This window comes from Streptomyces misionensis, assembly GCF_900104815.1.
In the GTDB taxonomy this organism is placed as follows: Bacteria; Actinomycetota; Actinomycetes; order Streptomycetales; family Streptomycetaceae; genus Streptomyces; species Streptomyces misionensis.
On the sequence record NZ_FNTD01000004.1, the window covers coordinates 6,636,965 to 6,660,875 of the forward strand.

The following is a 23,911-nucleotide window of genomic DNA, read 5'->3' on the forward strand; positions in this document are numbered from 1 at the left end:
GGCGCGAAAAGGACATGGCTGACAGAACGCCCGAAGCGAGCGGCGCCGACGGCATCCGGACCTTCCCCTTCCCGACCGAGCTGGCCGTCGGAGGCGTCGGCATGCAGGTCGGCCCCATGGGCGCCGGTCACACCTGGCACGCCGACGCCCCGCTCGACCGCGTCCACCGCATCGACTTCCATGTGGTCCTGCTCTTCACCGACGGCCCCGTACGCCACATGGTGGACTTCACCGAGTACGAGGCGAACGCAGGCGACCTGCTGTGGATCCGCCCCGGACAGGTCCACCGCTTCTCCAGGGAGTGCGTGTACCGCGGAACCGTGCTCACCATGCAGCCCGGCTTCCTGCCGCGCGCCATCGTGGAGGCCACCGGCCTGTACCGCTACGACCTCCCGCCGCTGCTGCACCCCGACGCGGCCCAGCTCGGCGCGCTGCGGGCGGCCCTGGAGCAGCTGCGCCGCGAGTACGAGGACACCGCGACGCTCCCGCTCAGCCTGCACACGGCCGTCCTGCGGCACTCCCTGACCGCGTTCCTGCTGCGCCTCGCGCATCTCGCCGCCAGCTCGGCGCCCGGCTCCCGGCAGCAGTCGGACAGCACCTTCACCCGGTTCCGGGACGCGGTCGAACAGGGCTTCGCCACCAACCACAGCGTCAGCGCCTACGCCGACGCCCTCGGTTACTCGCGCCGCACCCTGGTGCGCGCCGTCCGTGCCGCCACCGGGCAGACCCCCAAGGGCTTCATCGACCGGCGCGTCGTCCTGGAGGCCCAGCGCCTGCTCGCGCACACGGAGTTGCCGATAGGCAGGGTCGGCGCGGCCGTCGGCTTCCCGGACGCGGCCAACTTCTCCAAGTTCTTCCAACTGCACACCGGCCGCACGCCGGCGGCCTTCCGGGCGGAACTGCGGTAGCGCGCCGAAGGCCGGGAACTGCCCGGACGCACCGGGGCGGGCACCGGATCCTCCCGGCGCCCGCCCCGGTTCCGTGCGGCGGTCGGCTCAGTGGCCGAAGTCGAACCAGTTGACGTTCACGAAGTCGGCCGGCTGGCCGCTGGTGAACGTGAGGTACACGTCGTGCGTGCCGGTGACCGAGCCGATGTTGGCCGGGATCGTCCGCCAGGACTGCCAGCCGCCGGTGTCGCCCACCGCGAAGCTCCCGATCGGCGCGTTGGCGCGGTTGTCCAGCCGTACCTCCACCAGACCGCTCACCCCGGCGCCCGCGCCGCTCGCCACCCGGGCGTAGAACTGGGTGGCCGCCGTCGAGCCGAAGTTCACGCCCTTGTACAGCGCCCAGTCGCCGTTCGCGAGGCTGCCGATGTCCTGGCCGCCGCCGCTGTCCGTGGTCGCCTCTGTCGAGACGCCGGACTGGCCGTCGTACGACTCCGCCTGGACCGGGCTGTACGCGTCCCGGTTGCCGGACGGCGGGGGAGTGGAGCCACCGCCGCCGGACGACTGGAGCACCTGCACATAGTCGACGACCATCGGGTGACCGGGCTCCGTGGCGCTGGTGGGACCGCCGCCGAAGGCCCCCGGGAAGCCGCCGCCCATCGCCACGTTCAGGATGACGAAGAAGCCGTGGTTCGTGGCGTTGGCCCAGGTCGTCGCGTCCATCTGGGCGGCCGTGACCGTCTGGTAGACGGTGCCGTCGACGGAGAAGCGGATCGCCTCCGGGCTCACCGAGCGGTCCCACTCCATGGTGTACGTGTGGAAGCCCGACTGGCAGGTGCTGTTCGGGCACGCGGTCGAATTGCCGAGCCCGGTGGTCTCGTTGCAGGGGCCGCCCGAAGCGGTGCCGCAGTGCATGGTGGCCCAGGTCTTGTTCAGGCCCTGGACGTTCTCCATGATGTCCAGCTCGCCGATGCCGGGCCAGTTCCAGTAGTTGCCGCGGAAGGGCGCGCCCAGCATCCAGAACGCGGGCCAGTACCCGGCCGCCGCGTTACCGGTCACGTTCGGCATCTGGATCCGTGCCGACACGCGCAGCTTGCCGCCGGCCGGGGGCTGGAAGTCGGTGCGGGTGGTCTCGATCCGGCCGGACGTCCAGTTGCCGGAGGCGTCGCGGCGGGGCGTGATGAGCAGGTCGCCGTTGCCGTCGAGGGAGACGTTGTTCGTGCCGGACGTCATCGACTCGACCTCGCCGGTGCCCCAGTTGGCGGCTCCGCCCGGGTACGAGGTCCCGGTGTCGTACTGCCAGTTGGCCGTGTTCACGCCGGAGCCGGCCGCACCGTCGAAGTCGTCGAGGAAGACCTGCGACCAGCCGGAGGGCGGCGCCGGGGCGGAGGCGTCCGCGGGCGCGCCGGCGGTGGTGGCGAGCGCCGCGGCCAGCCCGAACGTGGCGAGCGCGGCGACCAGGGCGCGGCGCAGGGGGCGGGTGCGGGGTCTGCGGGTGCCGGAGGGTTCACTCATGGGGAGGCCTCTCGGGTGGGATGAGGTGAGCTGAGAGCGCTCTCACGACGCCGCCAAATGTGCTCCCCGGCTCCGCGGCCGTCAAGGCTTGAAACACGGAAAGTCCGTTGCGTGCGGGCGAGTTCAGAAAATGAAGGCGTGAGCCCTTGTCCGGCGGACCACGTGCCCGGCGCCGTGCGATGTCCCGGTGGCGGATGGCGGATGGCGGATGGCGGATGGCGGATGGCGGCGCCGGGCCGGGATCGCCGCCACCGGGACCCCGACCCGCCTACCCGAGCCGGTACGCGTACACGGTCGTCGCCACCGCGCACACGCCCGGCTGCACCACCTCGGCGCGCAGGGTGCCGGCGGCCGGGTCGTAGTCGACGCCCTCCGCCTCGAACGTGCCCGTGCACACGCTCCGCTGGGGCAGGGCGAACAGGCTGCTCACCCGGCCGGTGACCGGCTTGCCGTCCAGGGGGTGCGGCAGATCGACCTGGAGCAGCGGTCTGCTCTGCGGGAACAGCTGCCCCGAGGCGTCGTCGGACGCGCACACCAGGCGGGTGGCGCTCACGAAGTCACAGCCCTGGATGTCCCGCACCGGCTTGTCCAGGCCGATCCGCCCGGCCTGTGCCAGCGTGCCCCCGGTGCGCGGGGTCGCCGGGTTGAGCAGCGGCGCCGGGAACACCTGGAGCCGGTCCTGGTCGCCCCACTCGCCGGACACCAGCCACTGCCCGTCGGGCGAGACGGCGGCGAAGGAGTTGTTCACCTTCTCGCCCGGATCCAGCGGATGGACGTAGTCGTACCGCTTCCCCTCCGGGGTGGTCACCGCGTACATCTTCGAGGTGGCCGTGTCGGCACCCTGGTAGGCGTCGAACACGTAGCCGCGCGCGATGTCCGGGTCGCCCACGTGGTTCCAGCCCTTGGTCCGCAGGTCCAGCGGGATGTCCAGCAACCCGCGGTGCAGCAGCGAGCCGTCGGCGCGGCTCGCGAGTCCCTGGCCGCCGCCCAGGGTGTCGGTGTACGACGTCCCGGCCGCGACCCACTGGGCCGGCTCGGACGCCGACGCGCTGGGGGCGGCACACACGAGCGCGCCCACCAGTGCGGTGAGCGCGGCGATCTGACGCTTCATCGGGCTCCTGTCACCTCGGTGGAGTCGGGGTTCGCATGCAACCACGGATCGGTGTCCGGGGGTTGCGGGGGCGTGATCGACGCTCCGGTTCCGGCCGTCCTTGCCGTGCGGCGGCCGGAGTCGCCGGGCGGGGCGTGCGCGGACGGCCCGCCGGCGGGGATCATGGGACAGGACGGGACAGGCGTGGCGGACTCGAAAGAGGTGCGTAGGACGTGAGGCTGACGATTCTGGGCGGTGGCGGGTTCCGCGTTCCGCTGGTCCACGGTGCGCTGCTGACCGACCGGGGCGAGGGGCGGGTCACCGAGGTCGTCCTGCACGACCTGGACGACCGCCGGCTGCATGCGGTCTCCCGGGTACTGGAGGAACAGGCCGCCGGCATCCCCGACGCGCCCCGGGTGACCGTCACCACCGACCTCGACGAGGCGCTGCGCGGCGCCGACTTCGTCTTCTCCGCGATCCGGGTCGGCGGCCTGGAGGGGCGCGCGGCCGACGAGCGGATCGCGCTCGCCGAGGGCGTGCTCGGCCAGGAGACGGTCGGCGCGGGCGGCATCGCCTACGGCCTGCGCACGGTGCCCGTCGCCGACGACATCGCCCGCCGGGTGGCCCGCCTCGCGCCCGACGCCTGGGTCATCAACTTCACCAATCCGGCGGGTCTGGTCACCGAGGCCATGTCCCGGCACCTGGGCGGGCGCGTCATCGGCATCTGCGACTCGCCGGTCGGCCTCGGCCGCCGCATCGCCCGCGTCCTCGGCGCCGACCCGCGCGAGGCCTTCGTGGACTACGTCGGCCTCAACCACCTCGGCTGGGTGCGCGGGCTGCGCGTCGGCGGGCGCGACCAGCTCCCGCGGCTGCTCGCCGATCCCGCGCTGCTCGGCTCCTTCGAGGAGGGCAGGCTCTTCGGCCCCGACTGGCTGCGTTCGCTCGGCGCGATCCCCAACGAGTACCTGCACTACTACTACTTCAACCGTGAGACCGTGCGCGCGTACCAGGAGGCCGAGCGGACCCGGGGCGCCTTCCTGCGCGACCAGCAGGCCCGCTTCTACGAAGCCGCCGGGCGCCCGGACGTCTCCGCGCTGGCGGCGTGGGACCGCACCCGCGCCGAGCGCGAGGCGACGTACATGGCCGAGAACCGCGAGAGCGCGGGCGCGGGCGAGCGCGAGGAGGAGGACCTCTCCGGCGGCTACGAGAAGGTGGCCCTCGCCCTGATGCGGGCCATCGCCCGCGACGAACGCGCCACCCTGATCCTCAACGTCCGCAACGACGGCACCCTGTCCGCCCTCGACGCCGACGCCGTCGTCGAGGTGCCCTGTCTGGTGGACTCGGGCGGCGCCCACCCGCTGGCCGCCGCCCCGCTGCCCGCCCATGCGACGGGCCTGGTCTGCGCGGTCAAGGCGGTGGAACGGGAGGTGCTCGCCGCCGCCGAGTCCGCCTCCCGGGCCACGGCGGTCAAGGCATTCGCCCTGCACCCCCTGGTGGACTCCGTGAACGTGGCCCGCCGGCTCGCGGACGGCTACATCGCCGCCCATCCGGGCCTCGCCTACCTCAGGTAGGCGCGGACCGGGGACCCTTGAACGCCGCCCGCAATTGTGTTCTTGTGGAGCGGACGACTCGCTGATCGGAAGGGGACACGGGGTGGAGCCGACGGCCGGTCCCGGTCAGTTGCTGGCCATCAGTGATCTGCACATCTCCTACCCGGAGAACCGCCGCCTGGTCGAGGAGTTGCGGGGCGGCGAGGAGGACTGGCTGATCGTCGCGGGCGACATCGCCGAGACCGTCGAGGACATCCGCTGGACCCTCGCCACCCTTGCCGGCCGCTTCCGCAAGGTGCTGTGGGCGCCCGGCAACCACGACCTGTGGACCCACCCGAAGGACACCGTGACCCTGCGCGGCGTCGCCCGCTACGAGCACCTGGTCGAGGTCTGCCGGGAACTCGGCGTCGTCACCCCCGAGGACCCCTACCCGGTGTGGCACGGCGCCGGCGGCCCGGCCGTGGTCGCCCCGCTGTTCCTCGGCTACGACTACTCCTTCCTGCCCGCCGGCTGCACCACCAAGGCCGAGGGCCTGGCCTACGCGGAGTCCACCGGCATCGTCTGCAACGACGAGTACCTGCTGCACCCGGACCCGTACCCGACCCGGGAGGCGTGGTGCCGGGACCGGGTCGCACGGACCGAGGAGAGACTCGCCGGGCTGCCGGCCGACCTGCCGACCGTACTGGCCAACCACTACCCCCTGGACCGGCACCCCACCGAGGTGCTGTGGCACCCCGAGTTCGCCATGTGGTGCGGCACCACCCTGACCGCCGACTGGCACCGCCGCTTCCGCGTCGCCACCATGGTCTACGGCCATCTGCACATCCCCCGCACCACCTGGCACGACGGAGTCCGCTTCACCGAGGTCTCTGTGGGCTACCCCCGTGAATGGCGCAAGCGCCCGGCAGCCCCGGGAAAGCCGCGCCGCATCCTGCCGATGGAGGACGAGACCGGTGATCGAGGAGCTGCTCCCGGAGTCGGTCGTGGCCGTGGAGGCGCACCGTGACGACCCGCTGTGGGAGGCCCCCCTCCACCCGGAGGAGGCGGTGCTCGTCGCCCGCGCCGTGGCCAAGCGGCGCCGCGAGTTCGCCGCCGTGCGCGGCTGCGCCCGGCGCGCCATGGAGAAGCTCGGCATCCCGGCGCGGCCCGTGGTCAGCGGCGAGCGCGGCGCCCCGCAGTGGCCGGCCGGCATCGTCGGCAGCATGACCCACTGCGACGGCTACTGCGCCGCCGCGCTGGTCCGCGCCACCGACCTGGCCTCCCTCGGCATCGACGCCGAACCGCACGGACCGCTACCGGAGGGCGTGGGAGCCTCCGTCTTCCTGCCCTCCGAGATGTCCCGCCTGGAGCGGCTCGCCGGTCAACGGCCCGCCGTGCACTGGGACCGGATCCTGTTCAGTGCCAAGGAGTCGGTGTACAAGGCCTGGTTCCCGCTCACCCGTCAATGGCTGGACTTCTCCGAGGCCGACATCACCCTGAACCCGGCCGCCGACGGCGCACCGCACGGCACCCTGCACGCCGAACTCCTGGTCCCCGGGCCCCGGGTCGGCGACCGCCGGCTCCAGGTGTTCGACGGACGCTGGACCGTACGCGACCACCTCGTGGCCACCACGGTCGTCGTGCCCCACGCCTGAGGGCCCGGCCGCCGTCGCCGTACTCACGCCCGAGGCGCCCCGGCCGTCGTCGCCGTACCAGGTGCCGACGACGGCCGGGCGGGCGGTCCTCAGGCGGTCGGCGGGCACCACTCGCTCAGCAGCCGGAAGAACTCCGCCTCGTTGCCCGCGAGACCGGCCCCCGCGAGGGCCGTCTCCGCCTCGGCGAGCACACCGGGCGGCACGACGGCGGGCGGCGCCCCCTCGGGCGGTCCGTCGAAGGCGGCGCGCACCGTGTGCAGCAGCCGCAGATAGGCCTGGACGGCGGTGCGCTCGTGGTCGGTCAGTACGGCGGTGGGCATCGGTCGGCTCTCCCCGAATCGGCGTCACGGTCACGCGCCCTGCGGCGCCGCGCGCCGCATGTCGTACGGCGCACCCGACCAGCTTGCCGTCCACCACTGACAATGGGGCGAAAGCGCACCCCGCGCCCCGCCCGAGTGCCCGTCAGGAATCGGGCCGCTTTACGCTCTCCAGCAGCATGTCCAGCCATTCCGCGACCTTGTCCCGGTGCTGGTCGGTCGGCAACTGCGCGGCCCGCCAGGCGATTCCGCGCACCCCGTGGTCCTGGAGCAGCCGCTCCAGCGGGTCCTCGGCGGCCTCGGCCGCGGCCCGTTCCCGGTCGGCCAGCTTCTGCAGCAGCTCCTGCTCGGTGCGCTGCAACGCGCCCGCCAGCGCCTCCGGGTCCTCCGCGGTCAGGAAACCGGCGTGCACCCGGAAGAACCGCTGCAACGCGTCGCAGTGCTCCATGGTGGGCCGCCGGTCGCCGTTGATCAGGGCGCCGGCCTGCTGCCGGGACATGCCCGCGCCGTCGGCGATCTCCTGCTGGGTGTATCTGCGGCCGTTGGCCTTCAGCCGGGTGCGCCGCAGCAGGCCCAGGCGCTGGAGGAACCGCGCCTGGACGTCGGGTTCGCCGGCCGGGCGGCCGCTGAGCAGGGCCTTGACCACCGGCTCCGGCACCCCGCAGGCGACCGAGAGCCGCGCGACGTCGAAGACCTCGGCCTGGGCCACCCCGAGCCGCTCGGCGAGCGCGGTGACGCGGGCGACGACGGCCGGCAGCTGGGCGGTCGCCGCGGCGCCCGGATCCTCGTAGCCATCCGTCACCGACAGAACTCCTACGTCTCTCAAGGGCAACAGGTGCGTCCGTGCATCCCGCATGCTCGGTACCGGGTCCGGCGATCGCCGTGAACCTCCCGGAGATTAGCCGGTGCCCCGAACCCACATCCAGGTGTCGCCACAACTGTGGCGAATTTCAGCCGTCAACCGGCGTGGAATGCCACGATAGTTGACATCACCTCGCGTGGGGAAGCAGGATCGCATCGCCGCGTGAAGGCCGCAGAGGCAAGAGGGGTGACCTCCCGATGGCACATCAGGCAGGAGGGAAGCGGCCGGCGCCGCGGCCCGTCCCCGAGACCTCCGAGACCCAGACCTACCTACAGGACTACGGCGCACTGCTGGACACCGTCACGTTCCCGTCCCTGGTGGTGGACCACCGCTGGGACGTCGTGCTGGCCAACGCCGCCTTCGGCGTGCTCTTCGGCGGCATGCGCCCGCATCCCACCGCCATGCCGGAGGACAACTTCCTGCGGTTCGTGCTCTTCCACCCGGACGCCGGGCGTGTCCTCGGCGACCACGAGGCGGGCTGGTGCCTGCCGATGCTCGCGCAGCTCAAGGGCGCCATGGAGGCGTACGGCCACGATCCCGAACTCCAGGCCGTGCGGCGGGACATCGCCCAGGACCCGCTCATGGAGGCGGCCTACCGGCAGGGGCTGCCGCACTGGATCCGGGCGGTCGGCGAGCGCGGGACCCGGCTCGACGGGGCCGTACGGCTGCTCCTCCACCCCGATCCGCGCCGGGGACCCACCGAGTGCCGCATCGTGGAGGAGACCCCGCAGACCCTGAGCGAACTGGGCTTCCGCAGGCTGACGCTGGTACCGCGGGACAGCCGCCGGGCCCCCGCCCCGGTGCGCCGCCCGCGCAGGTCCCGCGCCGCCCCCGCGCATCTGACGGTGGTCCCGCCGCCCGGGAGCTGACGGCTGCCGGCGGCACACGGCCGCGGGACTTTCACCTCGGTGTCACCCCACCCTTCCCTGACGTTCGCCGCTCTTGGAACACTCGCTCCGCGCACCTTCGCTCTGCGCGACGGCAGACGTCAGGACGAGAGGACCCCCACACCCATGCCCCAAGTCAACCGGCGGCGATTCCTCCAGATAGCGGGCGCCACCACGGCGTTCACCGCGCTGTCCAGCAGCATCCAGCGCGCGGCCGCCCTGCCCGCCCATCACCGCACCGGGTCCCTGGAGGATGTCGAGCACATCGTCGTCCTGATGCAGGAGAACCGTTCCTTCGATCACTACTTCGGTTCGCTCAGAGGGGTGCGGGGCTTCGGGGACCCGCGGGCGGTGAGCCAGCAGGGCCGTTCCGTCTGGCAGCAGTCCGACGGCGCCAAGGACGTCCTGCCCTTCCACCCGGACGCCGACGACCTGGGGCTCGCCTTCCTCCAGGACCTGCCGCACGGCTGGCCCGACACCCACGCCGCCTTCAACGGCGGTAAGTACGACAAGTGGGTTCCGGCCAAGGGCACCACCACCATGGCGCACCTGACCCGCGAGGACATCCCGTTCCACTACGCCCTCGCGGACGCCTTCACCGTCTGCGACGCCTACCACTGCTCGTTCATGGGCTCCACCGACCCCAACCGCTACTACATGTGGACCGGTCACGTCGGCAACGACGGCCAAGGCGGCGGCCCGGTGCTCGGCAACGACGAGAAGGGCTACGGCTGGACTACGTACCCCGAGCGCCTGGAGAAGGCCGGGATCTCCTGGAAGATCTACCAGGACATCGGCGACGGCCTGGACGCGAACGGCGGCTGGGGCTGGATCGAGGACGCCTACCGGGGAAACTACGGCGACAACTCCCTGCTCTACTTCGACCAGTACCGCGACGCCCGGCCCGGCGATCCGCTGTACGACAAGGCCCGCACCGGCACCGACGCCCGGCAGGGCGAGGGCTTCTTCGACCGGCTCAGGGCGGACGTGCGCGCGGACAGGCTCCCGCAGGTCTCCTGGATCGTGGCGCCCGAGGCCTTCACCGAGCACCCCAACTGGCCCGCCAACTACGGCGCCTGGTACGTCTCCCAGGTGCTGGACGCGCTCACCTCGAACCCCGAGGTGTGGGGGAAGACGGCGCTGTTCCTCACCTACGACGAGAACGACGGCTTCTTCGACCACGTGCTGCCGCCCTTCCCGGCCGCCTCCGGGGCGCAGGGCAAGTCCACGGTGGACACCTCGCTCGACGTGTACCAGGGCGGCGCCGGGTACGCGGCCGGCCCCTACGGGCTCGGCCAGCGGGTCCCGATGATCGTCGTCTCGCCCTGGAGCAAGGGCGGTTACGTCTGCTCCGAGACGTTCGACCACACTTCGATCATCCGCTTCATCGAGCGCCGCTTCGGGGTGCGCGAGCCCAACATCTCGCCCTGGCGGCGCGCCGTGTGCGGCGACCTCACCAGTGCCTTCGACTTCTCCCGCAAGGACGCCGGGGCCGTCCGGCTGCCGTCCACGGCCGGCTACCGGCCGCCGGACGCGGACCGGCACCCCGACTACGTGCCCAAGCCGCCAGCGAACCCCTCGCTGCCCCGCCAGGAGCGCGGCAGCAGGCCCACCCGCCCGCTGAAGTACGCACCCGTGGTGGACGGTTCGGCGGACACCGGGGCCGGCACGTTCACCCTCACCTTCGCCTCGGGCGCGCACGCGGGCGCGGTCTTCCTCGTCACCTCCGGCAACCGCGGCGACGGCCCCTGGACCTACACCACCGAGGCCGGCAAGACCCTGTCCGACACCTGGCACTCGGCCTACTCGGGCGGCGTCTACGACCTCGCCGTGCACGGCCCCAACGGCTTCCTGCGCGTCTTCAAGGGCGGCAACAGGAGCGCGGGTCCGGAGGTGACCGCACGGTACACCGGCGAGCGCGTCGAACTGGTCCTCACCAACCAGGGCTCCGGCGCGGCCCGGCTGCGGATCGCGGACGGCTACGGCGGCGCCCCGGCGGCGGTGACCGTGCGGCCGGGCGCCACCGTGCGGCACACCGTGGACCTCACCCGCGGTCACCGCTGGTACGACCTGACCGTGACCTCGGCGGACGACCCGGCGTTCGTGCGCGGCTTCGCCGGTCACGTCGAGAACGGGCGGCCCGGCGTCAGCGACCCGGCCATCGCGACGGGGTGAACGGGCGATGAGCACCGCTCCGTGCGGGCTGGTCAGGTACCGGTCAGATCAGGGTAGTGTGCCCCGGTGACCACGCAATCGAACACTCCCGCCGGCTGGTACCCGGACCCGCACGGGGCGCCCCAGACGCTCCGCTACTGGGACGGCACGCAGTGGACCGAGCACACGAACAACCAGGCGCAGCAGGCGCCGCAGGCCCAGCAGGCCGTACCGCAGCAGGCCGCCGCCCCGTTCCCGCAGCAGCAGGGCGCCGACCCCCGGGTGCAGCGCCAGGTGCAGCAGCAGGCCGGGGTCGTGTCGAACGCCACCGGCGGCGGCACCCTGTTCACCGAGCCCGTGCTGGTGGTGAACCAGAAGGCCAAGCTGATCGAGGTGACCAACGAGTACAAGGTCATGGATCAGCACGGCCGGGAGATCGGCTCGGTCACCGAGATCGGTCAGGGCGTGCTGAAGAAGATCCTGCGCTTCGTCTCCAGCCTCGACCAGTTCATGACCCACAAGCTGGAGATCCGCGACGCCCACGGCATGCCCCAGCTGGTGCTGACCCGGCCCGCGAAGTTCTTCAAGTCCCGGGTGATCGTGACCCGGCCGGACGGCTCGCCGGTCGGTGAGATCGTCCAGCAGAACATGATCGGCAAGATCAACTTCGCGATGAACGCGGACGGCCGGCAGGTCGGCGCGATCAAGGCGGAGAACTGGCGGGCGTGGAACTTCGCGATCGTCGACCACGCGGACAACGAGGTGGCCCGGATCACCAAGACCTGGGAAGGCCTCGCCAAGACGCTGTTCACCAGCGCGGACAACTACGTCCTGCAGATCCACTACCAGCTGCCCGAGCCGCTGCTGAGCCTGGTGGTGGCGACGGCCCTGACCGTCGACACCGCGCTCAAGCAGGACTCGCGGGGCTGGAACTGAGCGCGACCCGCACGGGGAGCGCGCGACACCGAACACGGTCACGGCGGCCGGTGCGCGAGCACCGGCCGCCGACGTGTGCGCGGTCGTTCACAGGGCGGTGAGGTGCCCCGGCTGTTCCGGTTGGTCCGGCTGCCGCCGCCGTCCCGGCCGTTCCCGCTGTGCGGGCGGCCGGCTGCGCAGGGCCGGTTCGGCCGCCGCCGTGTCCGGCTCCAGCGCGAGCACCGCGGCCACCGGATGGTCCGGGTCCGCCGTCCGCTCGGGGGCGACCCGGGTGAGCAGCACCACGCCCCGGGCGGCCAGCCCCGCCCCGGCCAGCGCCAGCAGCACACCGGCGGCGCCGCCGGCGAGGCCCTGTCCGAGCAGGGTGAGCCCGATCAGCGCGGCGGCCACCGGATTGGCCAGGGTGACCACCGCCAGCGGGGCGCCGAGCCCGCCGCGGTAGGCGGTCTGGGACAGCAGCAGCCCGCCCACGGCGAACGCCGCGACGAGCACCGCAACCACGATCACCTCGGTGCTCAGCACCGGTCCCGAGCGGTCGGTGGCCGCGACGGTCACGGTCTGGGTCAGCGCGGAGGCGACGCCCGAGGCGAGGCCGGACGCGGTGGCGTGCCGCAGCCCGGGCCGGGCGCCGGGCCAGGACAGGGCGCCGACCAGTGCGGCCGTCGCACCGGCGACCGCGAGTGCCGCAGGCAGGCTGAGCACCCGGGAGGGCGCCGGACCCGAGGCGGTGACCAGCAACGCGCCGAGACCGGCCAGCGTGAGCGCCGTACCGCGCCACTCCACCGCGCTGACCCGCCGTCCGGCCGCCCGCGCGCCGAGCGGCACGGCCGCGACCAGGGTGAGCGCGCCGAGCGGCTGCACCACGGTCAGCGGACCGTACTTGAGGGCCACGACGTGCAGCAGGGCGGCGCCCGCGTTCAGGCCCACCGCCGACCACCACGCGCCGGTGCCGAGCAACCGGAGCAGCCCGGAGCCGGCGCTCCGGGCGGCGAGCCGTTCCTGGGCGACGGCGGCGAGCGCGTACGCCACGGCCGAGACCAGGGACAGTGCCACGGCGGCCGTCTCGGCGGCGCTCATCGGCCCGCTCCCGCCAGGACCCGTTGGCGCGGGACGAGCGGGCCGGTGCCGCGGCCCGCCATGGTGGTGGTCCGCCGCGGCGGGCGGATCAGCGCGAGGGCGATGCCCAGCATGGCGGTCGCGACGAGCGCGTCCAGCCAGTAGTGGTTGGCCGTGCCCACGATCACCAGCAGGGTCAGCAGCGGGTGCAGCAGCCACAGCCAGCGCCGGCGCGAGCGGGTGGCCGCGATCAGTCCGATCGCCACCATCAGCGCCCAGCCGAAGTGCAGCGAGGGCATCGCGGCGAACTGGTTGGACAGGTGGTCGTCGGCCGGCGGGCCGTACACGGAGGGGCCGTAGAGCCGGGCGGTGTCCACCAGACCGGTGCCGGTCAGCATGCGCGGCGGGGCCAGCGGAAACGTGAAGGGCAGCACCAGGGCGGCCGCGGTGACCACGGCGAGGACCCGGCGGGCCCAGACGTAGTGCGCGGGCCGCTTGACGTAGAGCCAGACCAGGAAGGCGACCGTGACCGGGAAGTGGACGGTCGCGTAGTAGGTGTTGGCCAGGTGGACCAGGGCGCCGTTGTCCAGCAGCACCGACTGCACGGCGGTCTCGTGGGGCAGGTGCAGGGTCCGCTCGAAGCCCCAGACGCGATGGGCGTTGTGGAAGGCGGCGGCGGTGTGGCCGGTGGCCAGCTGCCGGCCGAGCTTGTAGACGAGGAAGAGCCCGGCGACGAGCAGGAACTCGCGTATGAGTCCCGGACGCGCGGCTGCGTCGGACTCCGTTTCTGCCTCGGCAGGCTCGGTGAGCGCGGTCATCCCCCGGCCCCTTCGCTGACGGTCGTTGTCTGTCGTGGCGAGCCGCGTGCGGCGGCCCCCCGCGGTACGGTGCGCGAAAGTCCGGTACGCCTCCGTACCGATACGCTGATGTACCGATACGGAAGTGTACCGATACGATGGAGTACCGGTACACTTGCGTATCGATTGAAGTGCGACACACTGGAAACCGGGCACCGCAGCGCCCGACACGAGTGAGGGGAAGCAGCACATGACGTCGCAGGCCGCGGAGGGACCGGAGTCGGTCGTCGCCTCGCGCCGCTCCAAGATCACGCCGGAGCGTGAGCGGGAGTTCTTCGACGCCGTGCTGGAACAGATCCGCGAGTGCGGCTACGAGTCCGTCACCATGGAGGGCGTCGCCGCCAGCACCCGGTGCAGCAAGTCCACGCTCTACCGGCAGTGGCGCAACAAGCCCCAGTTCGTGGCCGCCGCGCTGCGCGCCAACCGGCGGGTGCGCTTCGGCGGCATCGACACCGGATCGCTCGCCGAGGACCTGCGCCAGACCGCGCGGGCCGCCGGTGACTGGTCCCGCAAGGACACCAAGCTGCTCCAGGCCCTCGGGCCCGCGGTCTCCCAGGACCACGAACTGGCGCAGGCGCTGCGCGAGGCGCTGGTGTACCCGGAGCTCGCCTCGATCCAGCAGATGATCGACCGGGGCGTGGCCCGCGGTGAGATCCGCGCGGACCATCCCGCGCTGGAGTTCGTCCCCGCCATGATGTTCGGCGTGCTGCGCATCCGTCCGGTGCTCAGCGGACAGTACGCCGACGCCGAGTACCTCGTCCGGTTCGTGGAGGCCACCGTGCTGCCCGCACTCGGACTGAACTGAGACCCAGGCCGCCGTTCACGGGATGACTGAACGGCGGTCTGTCCGCGCCGCACCGTGGGGACGGGGGCGGCGCGCACCCCCGGCCGGGCGGGTTTCCCCTTTGAGCGGAGGGGGAGCCCGCCCGGCCGACTGCTCCGGGGTGTCAGACGCTCTGGCCGCTCCCGCCGCCGGAGGAGACCGTGATCCCCTTGAGGATCTCGTCGATGACCGCGTCGTCGTGGCCGACGTCGACGCCGAAGCGCACGACCACCATCTGCCGGGCGTCGTTCGGCGAGGGGAAGGCGACCGACTCGACCAGGCCGTCGGCGCCCTTGCTGGTGACGGCCTTCCAGCGCACCAGATAGCCCTTCTGCCCGGCCACCGTGACCGCCTGGGAGGCCAGTACCTGGTGCGAGGTGATGCCGCCGTAGCTGGCGCCGCCGTACGACTCCTTCGCGTTGGCCGCGATGTCCGCCTTCGCGACCTCCTCCGGGGTGTTCCCCTCGGTGCCCAGCGCCATGGCGGGCGCGGTGTAGGCGCCGCCCGCGGTGCAGGTGTCGGAGCTGTTGCCCGGGCACTTGTAGGAGTCGTCCGAGGTCACCTGCGCGCCGACGCTGATCGTCTCCCCGGTCCAGCCCTTCGGCACCGGCAGGCTGATGCCGTCGATCGCGTCCGGCACCGTACCGCCGCCCTTGATCTTGGGTGCGGGGGAGTGCCCCGGCGACGGCTGGTCGTCACCGGGGCCGCCGGGCCCGTCCTGGCCGCCGCCCGAACCGCCGGGGCCTCCCGGCCCGTCCTCCGGACCGCCCACCGGATGGTGCTGGGAACTCGCCCGGTCACCGCCGCCGTCGTTCGTCAGCGCGTACACGCCGACCCCGATACTGGCCAGCACCACGACCGCCGCCGCGACGGCTATCCCGATCCGCAGCCCCCGCCGGGCGGGAGGCGGCGGCGGGGCCGGGTAGGCGGGGTAACCGGAGTAGGACGGGTAGCCCTGGTAGGCGGGAGCGCCCTGCGGGGGCTGGGGAACGGAGGGGGAACCGTAGGCCGGGCCGACGGGCGGCACGGGCGCGCCGGGGAACGCCTGGGGCGCCTGGCCGGCGGGCTGCGCCGGAGGCCCGGGCGGAGTCAGGTCGGCGGGTGCCTCCGGCGTGGACCCCGAAGCCGCGTCGACGTTCGGGGCCTCACCGGCCGGCGACGCCGGACCCGCGGGAGCCGCCTGGTCCGAATCCGTCCCGGGCCCGCCCGTCGGCGGCGTCGCGGCCGGGGGACCCCACGTGGCGGCGCTGCCGGCGGGGCGGATCCGGTCCGTCCAGGCCGCGCCGTCCCACCAGCGCTCGGTGGGCGGACCGTCCTGCGTCTGCCCGGGGTCGGGGTACCACCCGGGAGGAGTCACCTGCGTCATGGGCCCACCGTATGAGGCAACGGTGAAAGTGGGATGAGAGGATCTGCCGCCAATCCGATCGACTCAGGATATTTCACCCCTGAAATCTTCGGCCGATGGCGCCGAACACCATGACGGGGAGTGCCCCGGCTTCTTGTCGGCCAATGCGGCCGGAGCGTCTCTTCCGGTCTTCAGCCCTGCTGCCTGCGGGCCCGGTAGTGGTTCGCCAGGGCGTGGAACGCCTCCTTGGGTTCCCAGGGCATGTCCGGGTACGTACGCGCGTCCGCGGGGTAGCCGCTGTGCTCGTCGAGGATCTTGACGATGCCGTAGGAGGCGAGGTCGGGGTCGGGTCCGGACAGGCGGTGGGGAGTGCCGTAGCCGGCGAAGCTGAACCAGAAGACGGAGTCGACGCCTTCGTCTTCGAAGACCGGCATGAGCTCGTCGAGACAGCGGACCTGCTCGCCCTCGTCACGCACCAGGTGCGGCTTGGGGGTGACACCGTCCGGCTCCATGGCCACGTACCAGCCCGAGCCGCCGTAGTCGCCCGCCCCGCGGAAGGTGCAGCAGCCGACTTCCATGATGGCCACCGGCTTGCCGTGGGTGAACTCCTTGCGCAGGTCGTCGCGGTATGTGGCGGCGTTGCGCAGACTCCGGAAGGCATCCAGGCCGACGATGTCGAACGGGCTCCAGTCCACGCCGTCCAGGGGGCACGAGGCGTAGCTGACCGGGCCGGCGAAGCGAGGGCGCACGGTGCGGACGACGTCGCCGAGGAAGGCGTTGACCTTGTCGGGGAGGGGTCGCAGCGCGGCTTCGCGATCGGGGCCGGCCAGGACCGGGATGCGCTCGTTGAAGGTGTCGCCGGGCAGGTAGCCGCGGGCGAACAGGCTCAGTTCGCAGCCGGTGACGAGGACGACGTCGGCGCCGTCACGGCGCAGGCGTTCGGCTCGCTCGGCACAGTCGGCGAAGTACGGCAGCATCTGTTCGTCGGTCATCTCGCAGGGGAAGGGCGAGAACCAGACCTCCAGCCCGGCGGCGGCCGCATGCCGCGCGGTGGTCTCGATCCGGTCCGGGTCGCCGCCCGTGATGCGGATCGCGATGCAGTGCAGGTCTTCGGCGATGATCCGCGTGTCGCCTACAGCGCGATCGTCAAGCCTCCAGCAGCGTCAGAGTCAAGCCGGAGGGTGATCAGCCGTTCGTGGGCGGGTCCGGAGCGGCAGGAGTGCACCCCGCTGACTGGCAGCATGGCGTCATGCCGGCCGAACTGAGGGAACACGCAGGGCGTCAGTACGCCGTCCGGTTCCACTACGCCTTGCCCGACGACGCCTGGGCCGTGGAGCTGAGTGAGGCCGTGCCCGCGCCGGCCGCACGGGACGACATCCCGGATGCCGTGCGGCACCTGCCAGGAGACGCGTTCATGGTGGCGTTCGTCCCGGACGAGGATCCGGGTCTGGAGCCGGCCGTCCACATCCACGGTCACGATGAGCACGTCGTCCCCTACGAGATCATGTGCTGGTTCATGGAACTGGTGGCCGACCAGGTCGAACGCTGCCGCACCGCCTTCGGACAGAGCGGGCGGGAAGCAGGGGAATGATCTCGCCGCGGCCGGGCCCGCAGCGGTATCGGCACGGGGGATTGACCGCCGGTTGCCGGACAGCCCTCAGGCCGTTCGCGGATCACCTTCTCCCCGCACCACCAGCCGCACCGGCGCGTCCGGCGTGGGCGGCGGGAGCCGGAAGCCGTCCCGGCCCGGTGTCACCGAGCCCAGCACGCTCGGCCGGCGGGCACCCGTGCTGCGCGGATCGGTGCCGGCGAGCCCGTGGACGGTGAGGAAGCCGAGCACCGCGAACGCGTACGCCTCCTTCGCCGCGGCCGGCAGCCCCAACTCGTCCGAGGTGCGCAGCGGGATCTCCCCGAGCCGGTCCCGGAGCAGCCCGGTGAGCACCGGGTTGCGCACGCCCCCACCGGAGGCGATCACCTCCGTCCCGCCCACGGACCGCACCGCGTCCGCGACGGTACGCGCCGTCAGCAGGGCGAGCGTGGCCAGCACGTCCTCCGGGCGTCCGCCGTCGAAGGCCCCGGCCGCCCGCAGATACCCGGCGTGGAACAGCTCCTTGCCCGTGGTCCGGGGCGGCGGCAGGGCGTAGTACGGCTCGGCCAGCAGCCGCCGGAGCAGCCGGGGGTCGGGCGTGCCCCGCGCGGCGAGGGCGCCGTCCTCGTCGCAGGCCAGCCGGCCGCCGCTGAACTCCCGCGCCGCCGCGTCCAGCAGCGCGCAGCCGGGCCCGGTGTCGAAGGCCGTGCCGTCCGGCGCGGTCAGATTGGCGATGCCGCCGATGTTCAGCGCCACCGGCCGGCCCGGCCGGCCGCGCAGCCACAGCAGGTCGAACAGGCTCACCAGGGGCGCCCCCTGCCCGCCGGCCGCGACGTCCCGGGCGCGCAGGTCGGCGACCACGGGCAGCCCGGTCGCCTCGGCGATCCAGGCCGGCTGGCCGAGCTGCAGCGTGCCGTGCACCCGTCCGCCGTCCGCCCAGTGGTAGACGGTCTGACCGTGTGAGACCACCAACTCCGCCTGCCCGGCGCACAGTTCGCGGTCCGCGCGGACGGCCGCCGCGGCGAACGCCCGCCCGATGGCGGTGTCCAGCCGGCACACCGCGTCCAGGCCGGTGGCGGCCGGCGGCAGCGCCGCGGCCAGCGCCGCGCGCAGCGGTTCCTCGTACGGCGTGCCGACCAGCCCCAGGGGGCGCAGCTCCAGCGTGCCGCCGTCCAGCCAAAGATCCGCCGCCGCCGCGTCGACCGCGTCGTACGACGTCCCGGACATCAGCCCGATCACCCTCACCGCTTCCTCCGTCTCTCCTCGTGCGGGGCCCGTGCGACCAGCGCCACCGCGCTCACCGCACAGGCCCCCGCCGCGTAGTACGCGGGCACGTCCGCGTTCCCCGTGCGGCGGACCGCCTCCGTGATGATCAGGCCCGCGCAGCCGGAGAACACGGCGTTGGACAGGGCGTAGGCGAGGCCCAGACCGGTCCAGCGCACCCGGGCCGGGAACATCTCGGCGAGCAGCGCGGGACCCGGCCCCGCCATCAGCCCCACCACCGCGCCGGCCCCGGCCAGCGCGAGCGCCTTCGCCACCGGGGAGGCGGTGGGACTGCGGAGGAGACCGAGCACGGGCAGCGCCGCCACGACCACCAGCGCGGCCCCCGCGAGCAGCACCGGCCGCCGTCCCACCCGGTCGCTGAGCACCCCCGCCGGCAGGATCGCCGCGGCGAAACCGGCGTTGGCCACCGCCGCGGCCAGCAGCGCCTGCGACAGGCCCGTGTGCAGCGAGGTCTGGAGGTAGGAGGGGAGGACGACCAGGAAGGTGTAACCGGCCGCCGCCCATCCCGTCACCCGCGCCGCCGCCAGCGCGAGCGCACCCCAACCCAGCCGGACCTCGGGCGACTCGGCCCGCTCCAGGAACTCCGGGGTCTCCGCGAGCCCCGCCCGCAGCCACAGCGCCACCAGGCCCAGCGGCACGGCCGCGAGGAACGGCAGCCGCCACCCCCACGCGGACAACCGGTCCGCGCCGAGCGCCGCGGCCGTCACCGCCGTCACCCCCGCCCCGCCCAGCAGCCCCAGCGCCACCGTGAACGACTGCCACGCCCCGTACCGCCCCCGCCGCCCCGGCGGGGCGAACTCCGTCAGCACCGCCACGGCGCCCCCGAACTCCCCGCCCGCCGCCAGCCCTTGGACGATCCGCAGGAGGGTGAGCAGCCAGGGCGCGAGGGCGCCCGCCGTGCCGTACGTCGGCAGCAGCCCGATCAGCGCCGTGGCGCCCGACATCAGCGCCACCACCCCGATCAGCACCGGCCGCCGCCCGAACCGGTCGCCCAGCCTGCCGAACAGGACCGCGCCGAGCGGCCGGAAGAAGAACGCCAGCGCGAACGAGGCGTACGTGCGCACCAGCCCCTCGGCCGCGCCGCCGCCCGCCGGGGTGAAGAAACGCTCGGCGAGCACGGTCGCCAGGAAGCCGTAGACGGCGAACTCGTACCACTCGACGAAGTTGCCCACCGACCCCGCCGCCACGGCCCGTACCCCGGGCCCCCGCCCCCGCGCGCGATTGTCCGGAATCCGTCTGGTCTCGGCCACTGTTGACGCTCCGTCCGCTGACGACCCTGTTCGGGGCGGGCCCGCGTCGCCTGTCCGCCCGCACTTTCACCCGGCGGGGCAACAGCTGCCCCGAGCCGCCACCACATATCCCACCGGACGGCTACGCTCGGGGTCTGTACGTCATTCGGGCGACCTGGGGAGGTAACGGGATGACGGAGGGACGGCCGTCGGCGGCCGCCGCGGCTTCCCTGTGGGAGCGGGAGGCGGAGCTCGCCACCGTCGCACGGGCCATCGACGAGCTGCGCGCCGACCGGGAGTCCGCGGGCAGCCTGCTGGTCTTCCGCGGCGAGGCCGGGCTCGGCAAGACCGCGCTGCTGGCCGAGACCCGCCGCATCGCCGAGAGCCGCAAGTGCACCGTGTGGTACGCGCGCGGCGCCGAGACCCTGAGATCCGTACCCTTCAACGTCGTACGGCAGTTACTGCAACCCGCCCTGCTCTGCCTGCTGCCCGAGGAGGCCCGCGAGTACCTCGGCGACTGGTACGACATCGCGGGGCCCGCCCTCGGCATAACCGAACCGCAGGAGGAGAGCGCCGACCCGCAGTACGTGTGCGACGGCCTCGTCGCCGCCGTGCGCCGGCTCGCCCGCCGCGAGTACCCGCTCGTGCTGCTCATCGACGACGCGCACTGGGCCGACCAGGAGACCCTGCGCTGGCTCGCCGCGTTCGCCGAACGCCTCGACGACCTGTCCGTCCTCGTGGTGGTCGCCCGCAGGCCCGGCGAGGTCGGCGGGGACAGCGCCCGCCACCTCGACACGGTCGCCGCCGCCGCGGGCCGCTCCGTCACCAACCTGCGCGCCCTCACCCCGGACGCCGCGGCCGGGCTCACCCGTGCCACCCTCGGCCGGCACGCCGACGACGCGTTCTGCCGCGAGGTCTGGGCGGTCACCGCGGGCAACCCCTACGACACCGTCGAAACTCCTCGCCAAGGTCCAGGACAGCGAACTGCCGCCGGTGGAGGCCCGCGCCGCCGAACTGCGCGCACTGAACCACGCCGGGCGCGGCGGCGGACTGGTCGACCGGATCAAGGAACTCGGCCTGGAAGCCACCCAGTTCGCCTGGGCCGCCGCGATCCTCGGCACCGGCATCACCCTGGAGTCGGTCGCCCGCCTCGCCACCATGGGCGAGGACACCGCCCGGCACTGCGCCGACCTGCTGTGCGCGGCCCGCATCCTCGCCGTGCCCGACCCGGCGGGCGAACACCGCGGCGGCGACCTGGAGTTCGTGCACCCGCTGATCGCCTCCGCCGTCTACAACTCCATCCCGCCGGCCGTGTGCACCGCCATGCACGGCGTCGCCGCCGACATCGTCACCGAGATGGGCCGCGGCGCCGCCGAGGCGGCCCGGCACCTCCTGGAGGTCCACCCGGACGACGACGAGGAACTGGTCGAACAGCTCCGCGAGGCCGCCCGCGAACACCTCGCCGTCGGCGCGCCCGACGCGGCCCGCCGCTGCCTCGAACGCGCCCTCCAGGAACCGCCCCGGCCCGAGATCCACGCCCACGTCCTGTACGAACTGGGCTGCGCCACGCTGCTCACCGCGCCCGCCGTCACCATCGGCCATCTGCGCAGCGCCCTCGGCATGCGCGGACTCGACGGCCGCGACCGCGTCGACGCCGTGGTCCGGCTGTCCCAGGCCCTGCTCCACAACGACCAGCTCGAAGAGGCCGTCCGCACCATCGAGGCCGAGGCCGCCCGGCACGAGGCCGGCCCGGTCCGCATGCGGTTGCAGGCCTTCCAGTACATGTGGGAGGGCATCCACGGCGAGACCGTCGCCCCGGCCCGCTCCCGCAGCCTCGCCGAACTCGCCGCCACCTGCACCGGCCGCGACAACACCGAGCGCGCCCTGCTGATCCTGCGCGGCTTCGACGCCATGACCCACGGCGAGAGCGCCGCCGAGATCCTCGAACTGTGCGACCGGGCCCTCGTCAACGGCCGGCTCGCGCCCGGACTCGGCTGGACCGACCGGGAATGGGGCATCGAGCTGCTGATGATGCTCGGCAGCGCCTACGTCTACACCGACCGGCTCGACCGCGCCGAAAGCCTGTTCGCCGAGGCGCTGCGCGTCTACACCGGCGCCGGCTGGCACGGCGGCCACCTCTCCCTGGCCAACGCCTATCTGGGGCTCGCCTACCGCAGACAGGGCCGCCTCAAGGACGCCGAGGAGCATCTGCGCGAGGCCCTCGTGCTCGCCGAACGCGTCGGCCGCCGCCTGCCGTTGCACTGGTCGGCCACCTGCGGACTGGTCGACACCCTGCTCGCCCGCGGCCGGGTGGCGGAGGCATGGTCGGTCGCCGAGCAGTACGGCTTCGCCCCGCCCTACCCCTCCACCATCGTCCTGCCGGACGTGCGCTGCGTGCGCGGCCGGCTGCTCCTCGCCGTCGGCCGCACCGAGGAGGGGATCAACGAGCTGGAGGCCGCCGAGAAGACCGCCGTCTCCCGGGGCGGCCACAACCCCGTGCTCGCACCGTGGTCGATCGACCTCGCCAAGGCCCTCGCCGGACAGGACCCGGGCCGCGCCGCCCGGCTTGCCGCCGACGCCCGCCGGCAGGCCGAGCGGTTCGGCACCGACACCGCCATCGGCGAGGCCCTGCGCTGCGCGGCCGCCCTCGAAACCGGCTGCCGGGCGGCCCAGTTGGCCGCCCGCGCCGTCACCTATCTGGAGGCCTCGCCCTCCCAGTACGAACACGCGGCCGCCCGCATCGAACACGGCATCCTCGCCCGCTCCGCCGCCGATCTGCGCCGCGGCCTCGACCTGGCCCGCTCCTGCGGGGCCGACGGGCTGGCGGCACAGGCGAGCGAGGCGCTGGCGGCCGGAGGGCTCAGATGACGGATGACGGGCGCAGGCCGTACGGCGTTCAGCGCGCCCGCGCGAACACCACCCACACCTGCCCCTCGGCGAAGTCCAGCGGTGCCCCGTCCGCCCCGGTGAACGTCGTACCGCCGCTCGCCGCCGGCCGTGACCAGGTGGCGGCGTAGGAGCGTCCGTCGCGCAGCACCTCCGCCTTCCCGGTGCCGACGGTCCGTGTGAAGGGGGTGGGGTTGCCGAGGACGTCGTGGTACGCGGAGTCGCGGACGGTGACGTACTGGACGACGACGGTCGGCGGGGCCGGGCGCGGCCCGTCCGTGGTGGTCGTGGGCGTGCCGTCCATGGCGATCAGCCAGCCGTGCCGCGCGGCGGACCAGGTGAAGGTGAACCGGGCCTGCGGGTAGCGCACCGTGCGCGAGGCCGCCGGGGTGCCCCCGGACGGGGCCGGGCCGTAGCGGAAACCCGTGGTCAGCGCGGTCCTGCCCGGTGCGGAGGGCACCAGACGCGCCGGGCGCAGGAAGAGGTTGTGCGGCGCCGCGCGGGTGCCGTCCCGGTAGTAGGCGGCGGGGGCCCGGTCGGCGGGCTCGGGGCGCAGCGGGGCCCGGTCGATCAGCGGCAGCAGCCTGCGCTGGGCGCCGGAGAAGGCCAGATACGGCCGGTGGAACTGGCCGAGCAGCTCCAGATCGGACTCCCGGGCGCTGCGCACCGGTCCGACGACGGGCGGGAGCCGGCTCGCGTACACCGCCATCAGCCGGCTCAGGCCGCCCTCGACCTGCTCCGCGTACACCACGTCGGCCGCGTCCAGCCCGGTCTGCGGGCGCGCCCCCGGCACATTGTCGATCTTCACGGCGAGCGGGGAACCGCCCGCGGCGGTGGCGGTCGGCGGCGGCGTCGGGATCTCGGCGCGGCCGTGCCCGCCACACCCCGACACGAGGGCGCAGACCAGGGCGAGCGCCGCCGCCGCGGCCCCGACCGGACCGTGTCTCCCGTCCACCCTCGCCCCCGTTCGCCGACCGGACCCGTGCGCACTCCGGTCCTACCCGGCCGCGCCCC

At 73.6% G+C, this 23,911-nt stretch carries 20 protein-coding genes and 1 pseudogene; 10 read left to right on the plus strand and 11 right to left on the minus strand.

Annotated features, from left to right (window positions below):
- The first annotated feature begins 14 nt into the window (after positions 1-14).
- Positions 15-908 (plus strand): helix-turn-helix domain-containing protein, encoded by an 894-nt coding sequence (locus tag BLW85_RS31685; RefSeq protein ID WP_074996278.1) that lies wholly within the window; start codon positions 15-17, stop codon positions 906-908.
- A gap of 87 nt (positions 909-995) precedes the next feature.
- Here BLW85_RS31685 and BLW85_RS31690 read toward each other — a convergent pair whose 3' ends face one another.
- Positions 996-2,399, minus strand: coding sequence for a glycoside hydrolase family 16 protein (locus BLW85_RS31690; RefSeq protein WP_074994424.1), 1,404 nt, complete (start codon positions 2,397-2,399; stop codon positions 996-998).
- Positions 2,400-2,667: 268 nt separating this feature from the next.
- Positions 2,668-3,510 carry a hypothetical protein gene (locus BLW85_RS31695; RefSeq protein WP_070029502.1) on the minus strand — a complete coding sequence of 281 codons (843 nt, stop codon included), beginning with the start codon at positions 3,508-3,510 and terminating at the stop codon, positions 2,668-2,670.
- A gap of 212 nt (positions 3,511-3,722) precedes the next feature.
- Here BLW85_RS31695 and BLW85_RS31700 point away from each other — a divergent pair, with 212 nt between their 5' ends.
- The 3 genes from BLW85_RS31700 (at position 3,723) to BLW85_RS31710 (ending at position 6,673) form a co-directional block, all read left to right on the plus strand.
- Positions 3,723-5,060, plus strand: a complete 1,338-nt coding sequence (locus BLW85_RS31700) for a 6-phospho-beta-glucosidase (protein ID WP_074994426.1) — start codon at positions 3,723-3,725, stop codon at positions 5,058-5,060.
- An 82-nt stretch (positions 5,061-5,142) separates the two neighbouring features.
- Positions 5,143-6,045, plus strand: a complete 903-nt coding sequence (locus BLW85_RS31705) for a metallophosphoesterase family protein (RefSeq protein ID WP_070029504.1) — start codon at positions 5,143-5,145, stop codon at positions 6,043-6,045.
- Positions 5,993-6,673: a 4'-phosphopantetheinyl transferase family protein gene (locus tag BLW85_RS31710; protein WP_070029505.1), complete on the plus strand. Its 681-nt coding sequence runs from the start codon at positions 5,993-5,995 to the stop codon at positions 6,671-6,673. The genes BLW85_RS31705 and BLW85_RS31710 overlap by 53 nt, the downstream gene beginning before the upstream one ends.
- Positions 6,674-6,762: 89 nt before the next feature.
- On the opposite strand, the gene BLW85_RS31715 is transcribed toward BLW85_RS31710, so the two are convergent.
- The gene (locus BLW85_RS31715) at positions 6,763-6,993 is read right to left on the minus strand and encodes a hypothetical protein (protein WP_070029506.1); all 231 of its coding nucleotides are present in this window, start codon (positions 6,991-6,993) and stop codon (positions 6,763-6,765) included.
- Positions 6,994-7,135: 142 nt separating this feature from the next.
- On the minus strand, positions 7,136-7,792 hold the full coding sequence (locus BLW85_RS31720; protein ID WP_074994429.1) for a helix-turn-helix domain-containing protein: 657 nt from the start codon (positions 7,790-7,792) through the stop codon (positions 7,136-7,138).
- Positions 7,793-8,049: 257 nt separating this feature from the next.
- On the opposite strand from BLW85_RS31720, the gene BLW85_RS31725 reads away from it, so the two are divergent.
- From BLW85_RS31725 to BLW85_RS31735, 3 genes are all read left to right on the plus strand, one after another.
- Entirely contained in the window at positions 8,050-8,721 is a 672-nt protein-coding gene (locus BLW85_RS31725; protein WP_074994431.1) for an MmyB family transcriptional regulator, read from the plus strand.
- Positions 8,722-8,865: 144 nt separating this feature from the next.
- A complete protein-coding gene (locus tag BLW85_RS31730) occupies positions 8,866-10,914 on the plus strand; it encodes a phosphocholine-specific phospholipase C (protein WP_074994433.1) in 2,049 nt (682 codons plus the stop codon).
- Between the two features lie 66 nt (positions 10,915-10,980).
- Complete coding sequence (locus BLW85_RS31735) at positions 10,981-11,829, plus strand: LURP-one-related family protein (protein WP_074994435.1); 849 nt, start codon at positions 10,981-10,983, stop codon at positions 11,827-11,829.
- 87 nt (positions 11,830-11,916) lie between these two features.
- Here the strand turns inward: BLW85_RS31735 and BLW85_RS31740 are convergent, their stop codons facing one another.
- Positions 11,917-12,906: a DMT family protein gene (locus BLW85_RS31740; RefSeq protein WP_074994437.1), complete on the minus strand. Its 990-nt coding sequence runs from the start codon at positions 12,904-12,906 to the stop codon at positions 11,917-11,919.
- On the minus strand, positions 12,903-13,703 hold the full coding sequence (locus tag BLW85_RS31745; RefSeq protein WP_070029512.1) for a phosphatase PAP2 family protein: 801 nt from the start codon (positions 13,701-13,703) through the stop codon (positions 12,903-12,905). Before BLW85_RS31745 ends, BLW85_RS31740 begins: the two co-directional genes overlap by 4 nt.
- A gap of 229 nt (positions 13,704-13,932) precedes the next feature.
- Between BLW85_RS31745 and BLW85_RS31750 the strand changes: the two genes are divergently transcribed.
- Positions 13,933-14,547: a TetR/AcrR family transcriptional regulator gene (locus BLW85_RS31750; RefSeq protein WP_071828782.1), complete on the plus strand. Its 615-nt coding sequence runs from the start codon at positions 13,933-13,935 to the stop codon at positions 14,545-14,547.
- Positions 14,548-14,689: 142 nt separating this feature from the next.
- Here BLW85_RS31750 and BLW85_RS31755 read toward each other — a convergent pair whose 3' ends face one another.
- The gene (locus BLW85_RS31755) at positions 14,690-15,931 is read right to left on the minus strand and encodes a DUF2510 domain-containing protein (protein ID WP_074994439.1); all 1,242 of its coding nucleotides are present in this window, start codon (positions 15,929-15,931) and stop codon (positions 14,690-14,692) included.
- Between the two features lie 170 nt (positions 15,932-16,101).
- Positions 16,102-16,902, minus strand: a complete 801-nt coding sequence (locus tag BLW85_RS31760) for a hypothetical protein (RefSeq protein WP_244174949.1) — start codon at positions 16,900-16,902, stop codon at positions 16,102-16,104.
- 257 nt (positions 16,903-17,159) lie between these two features.
- Here BLW85_RS31760 and BLW85_RS31765 point away from each other — a divergent pair, with 257 nt between their 5' ends.
- Positions 17,160-17,501, plus strand: a complete 342-nt coding sequence (locus BLW85_RS31765; protein ID WP_074994443.1) for a hypothetical protein — start codon at positions 17,160-17,162, stop codon at positions 17,499-17,501.
- A 66-nt stretch (positions 17,502-17,567) separates the two neighbouring features.
- Here BLW85_RS31765 and BLW85_RS31770 read toward each other — a convergent pair whose 3' ends face one another.
- A complete protein-coding gene (locus BLW85_RS31770; protein WP_074994444.1) occupies positions 17,568-18,743 on the minus strand; it encodes an anhydro-N-acetylmuramic acid kinase in 1,176 nt (391 codons plus the stop codon).
- Positions 18,740-20,032 carry an MFS transporter gene (locus BLW85_RS31775; RefSeq protein WP_074994446.1) on the minus strand — a complete coding sequence of 431 codons (1,293 nt, stop codon included), beginning with the start codon at positions 20,030-20,032 and terminating at the stop codon, positions 18,740-18,742. The genes BLW85_RS31770 and BLW85_RS31775 overlap by 4 nt, the downstream gene beginning before the upstream one ends.
- Before the next feature lie 170 nt (positions 20,033-20,202).
- Between BLW85_RS31775 and BLW85_RS31780 the strand changes: the two are divergent.
- A pseudogene (locus BLW85_RS31780) lies at positions 20,203-22,879 on the plus strand (ATP-binding protein).
- 28 nt (positions 22,880-22,907) lie between these two features.
- On the opposite strand, the gene BLW85_RS31785 reads toward BLW85_RS31780, so the two are convergent.
- Positions 22,908-23,852, minus strand: coding sequence for a DUF3048 domain-containing protein (locus BLW85_RS31785; protein ID WP_074994448.1), 945 nt, complete (start codon positions 23,850-23,852; stop codon positions 22,908-22,910).
- Positions 23,853-23,911 lie beyond the last annotated feature (59 nt).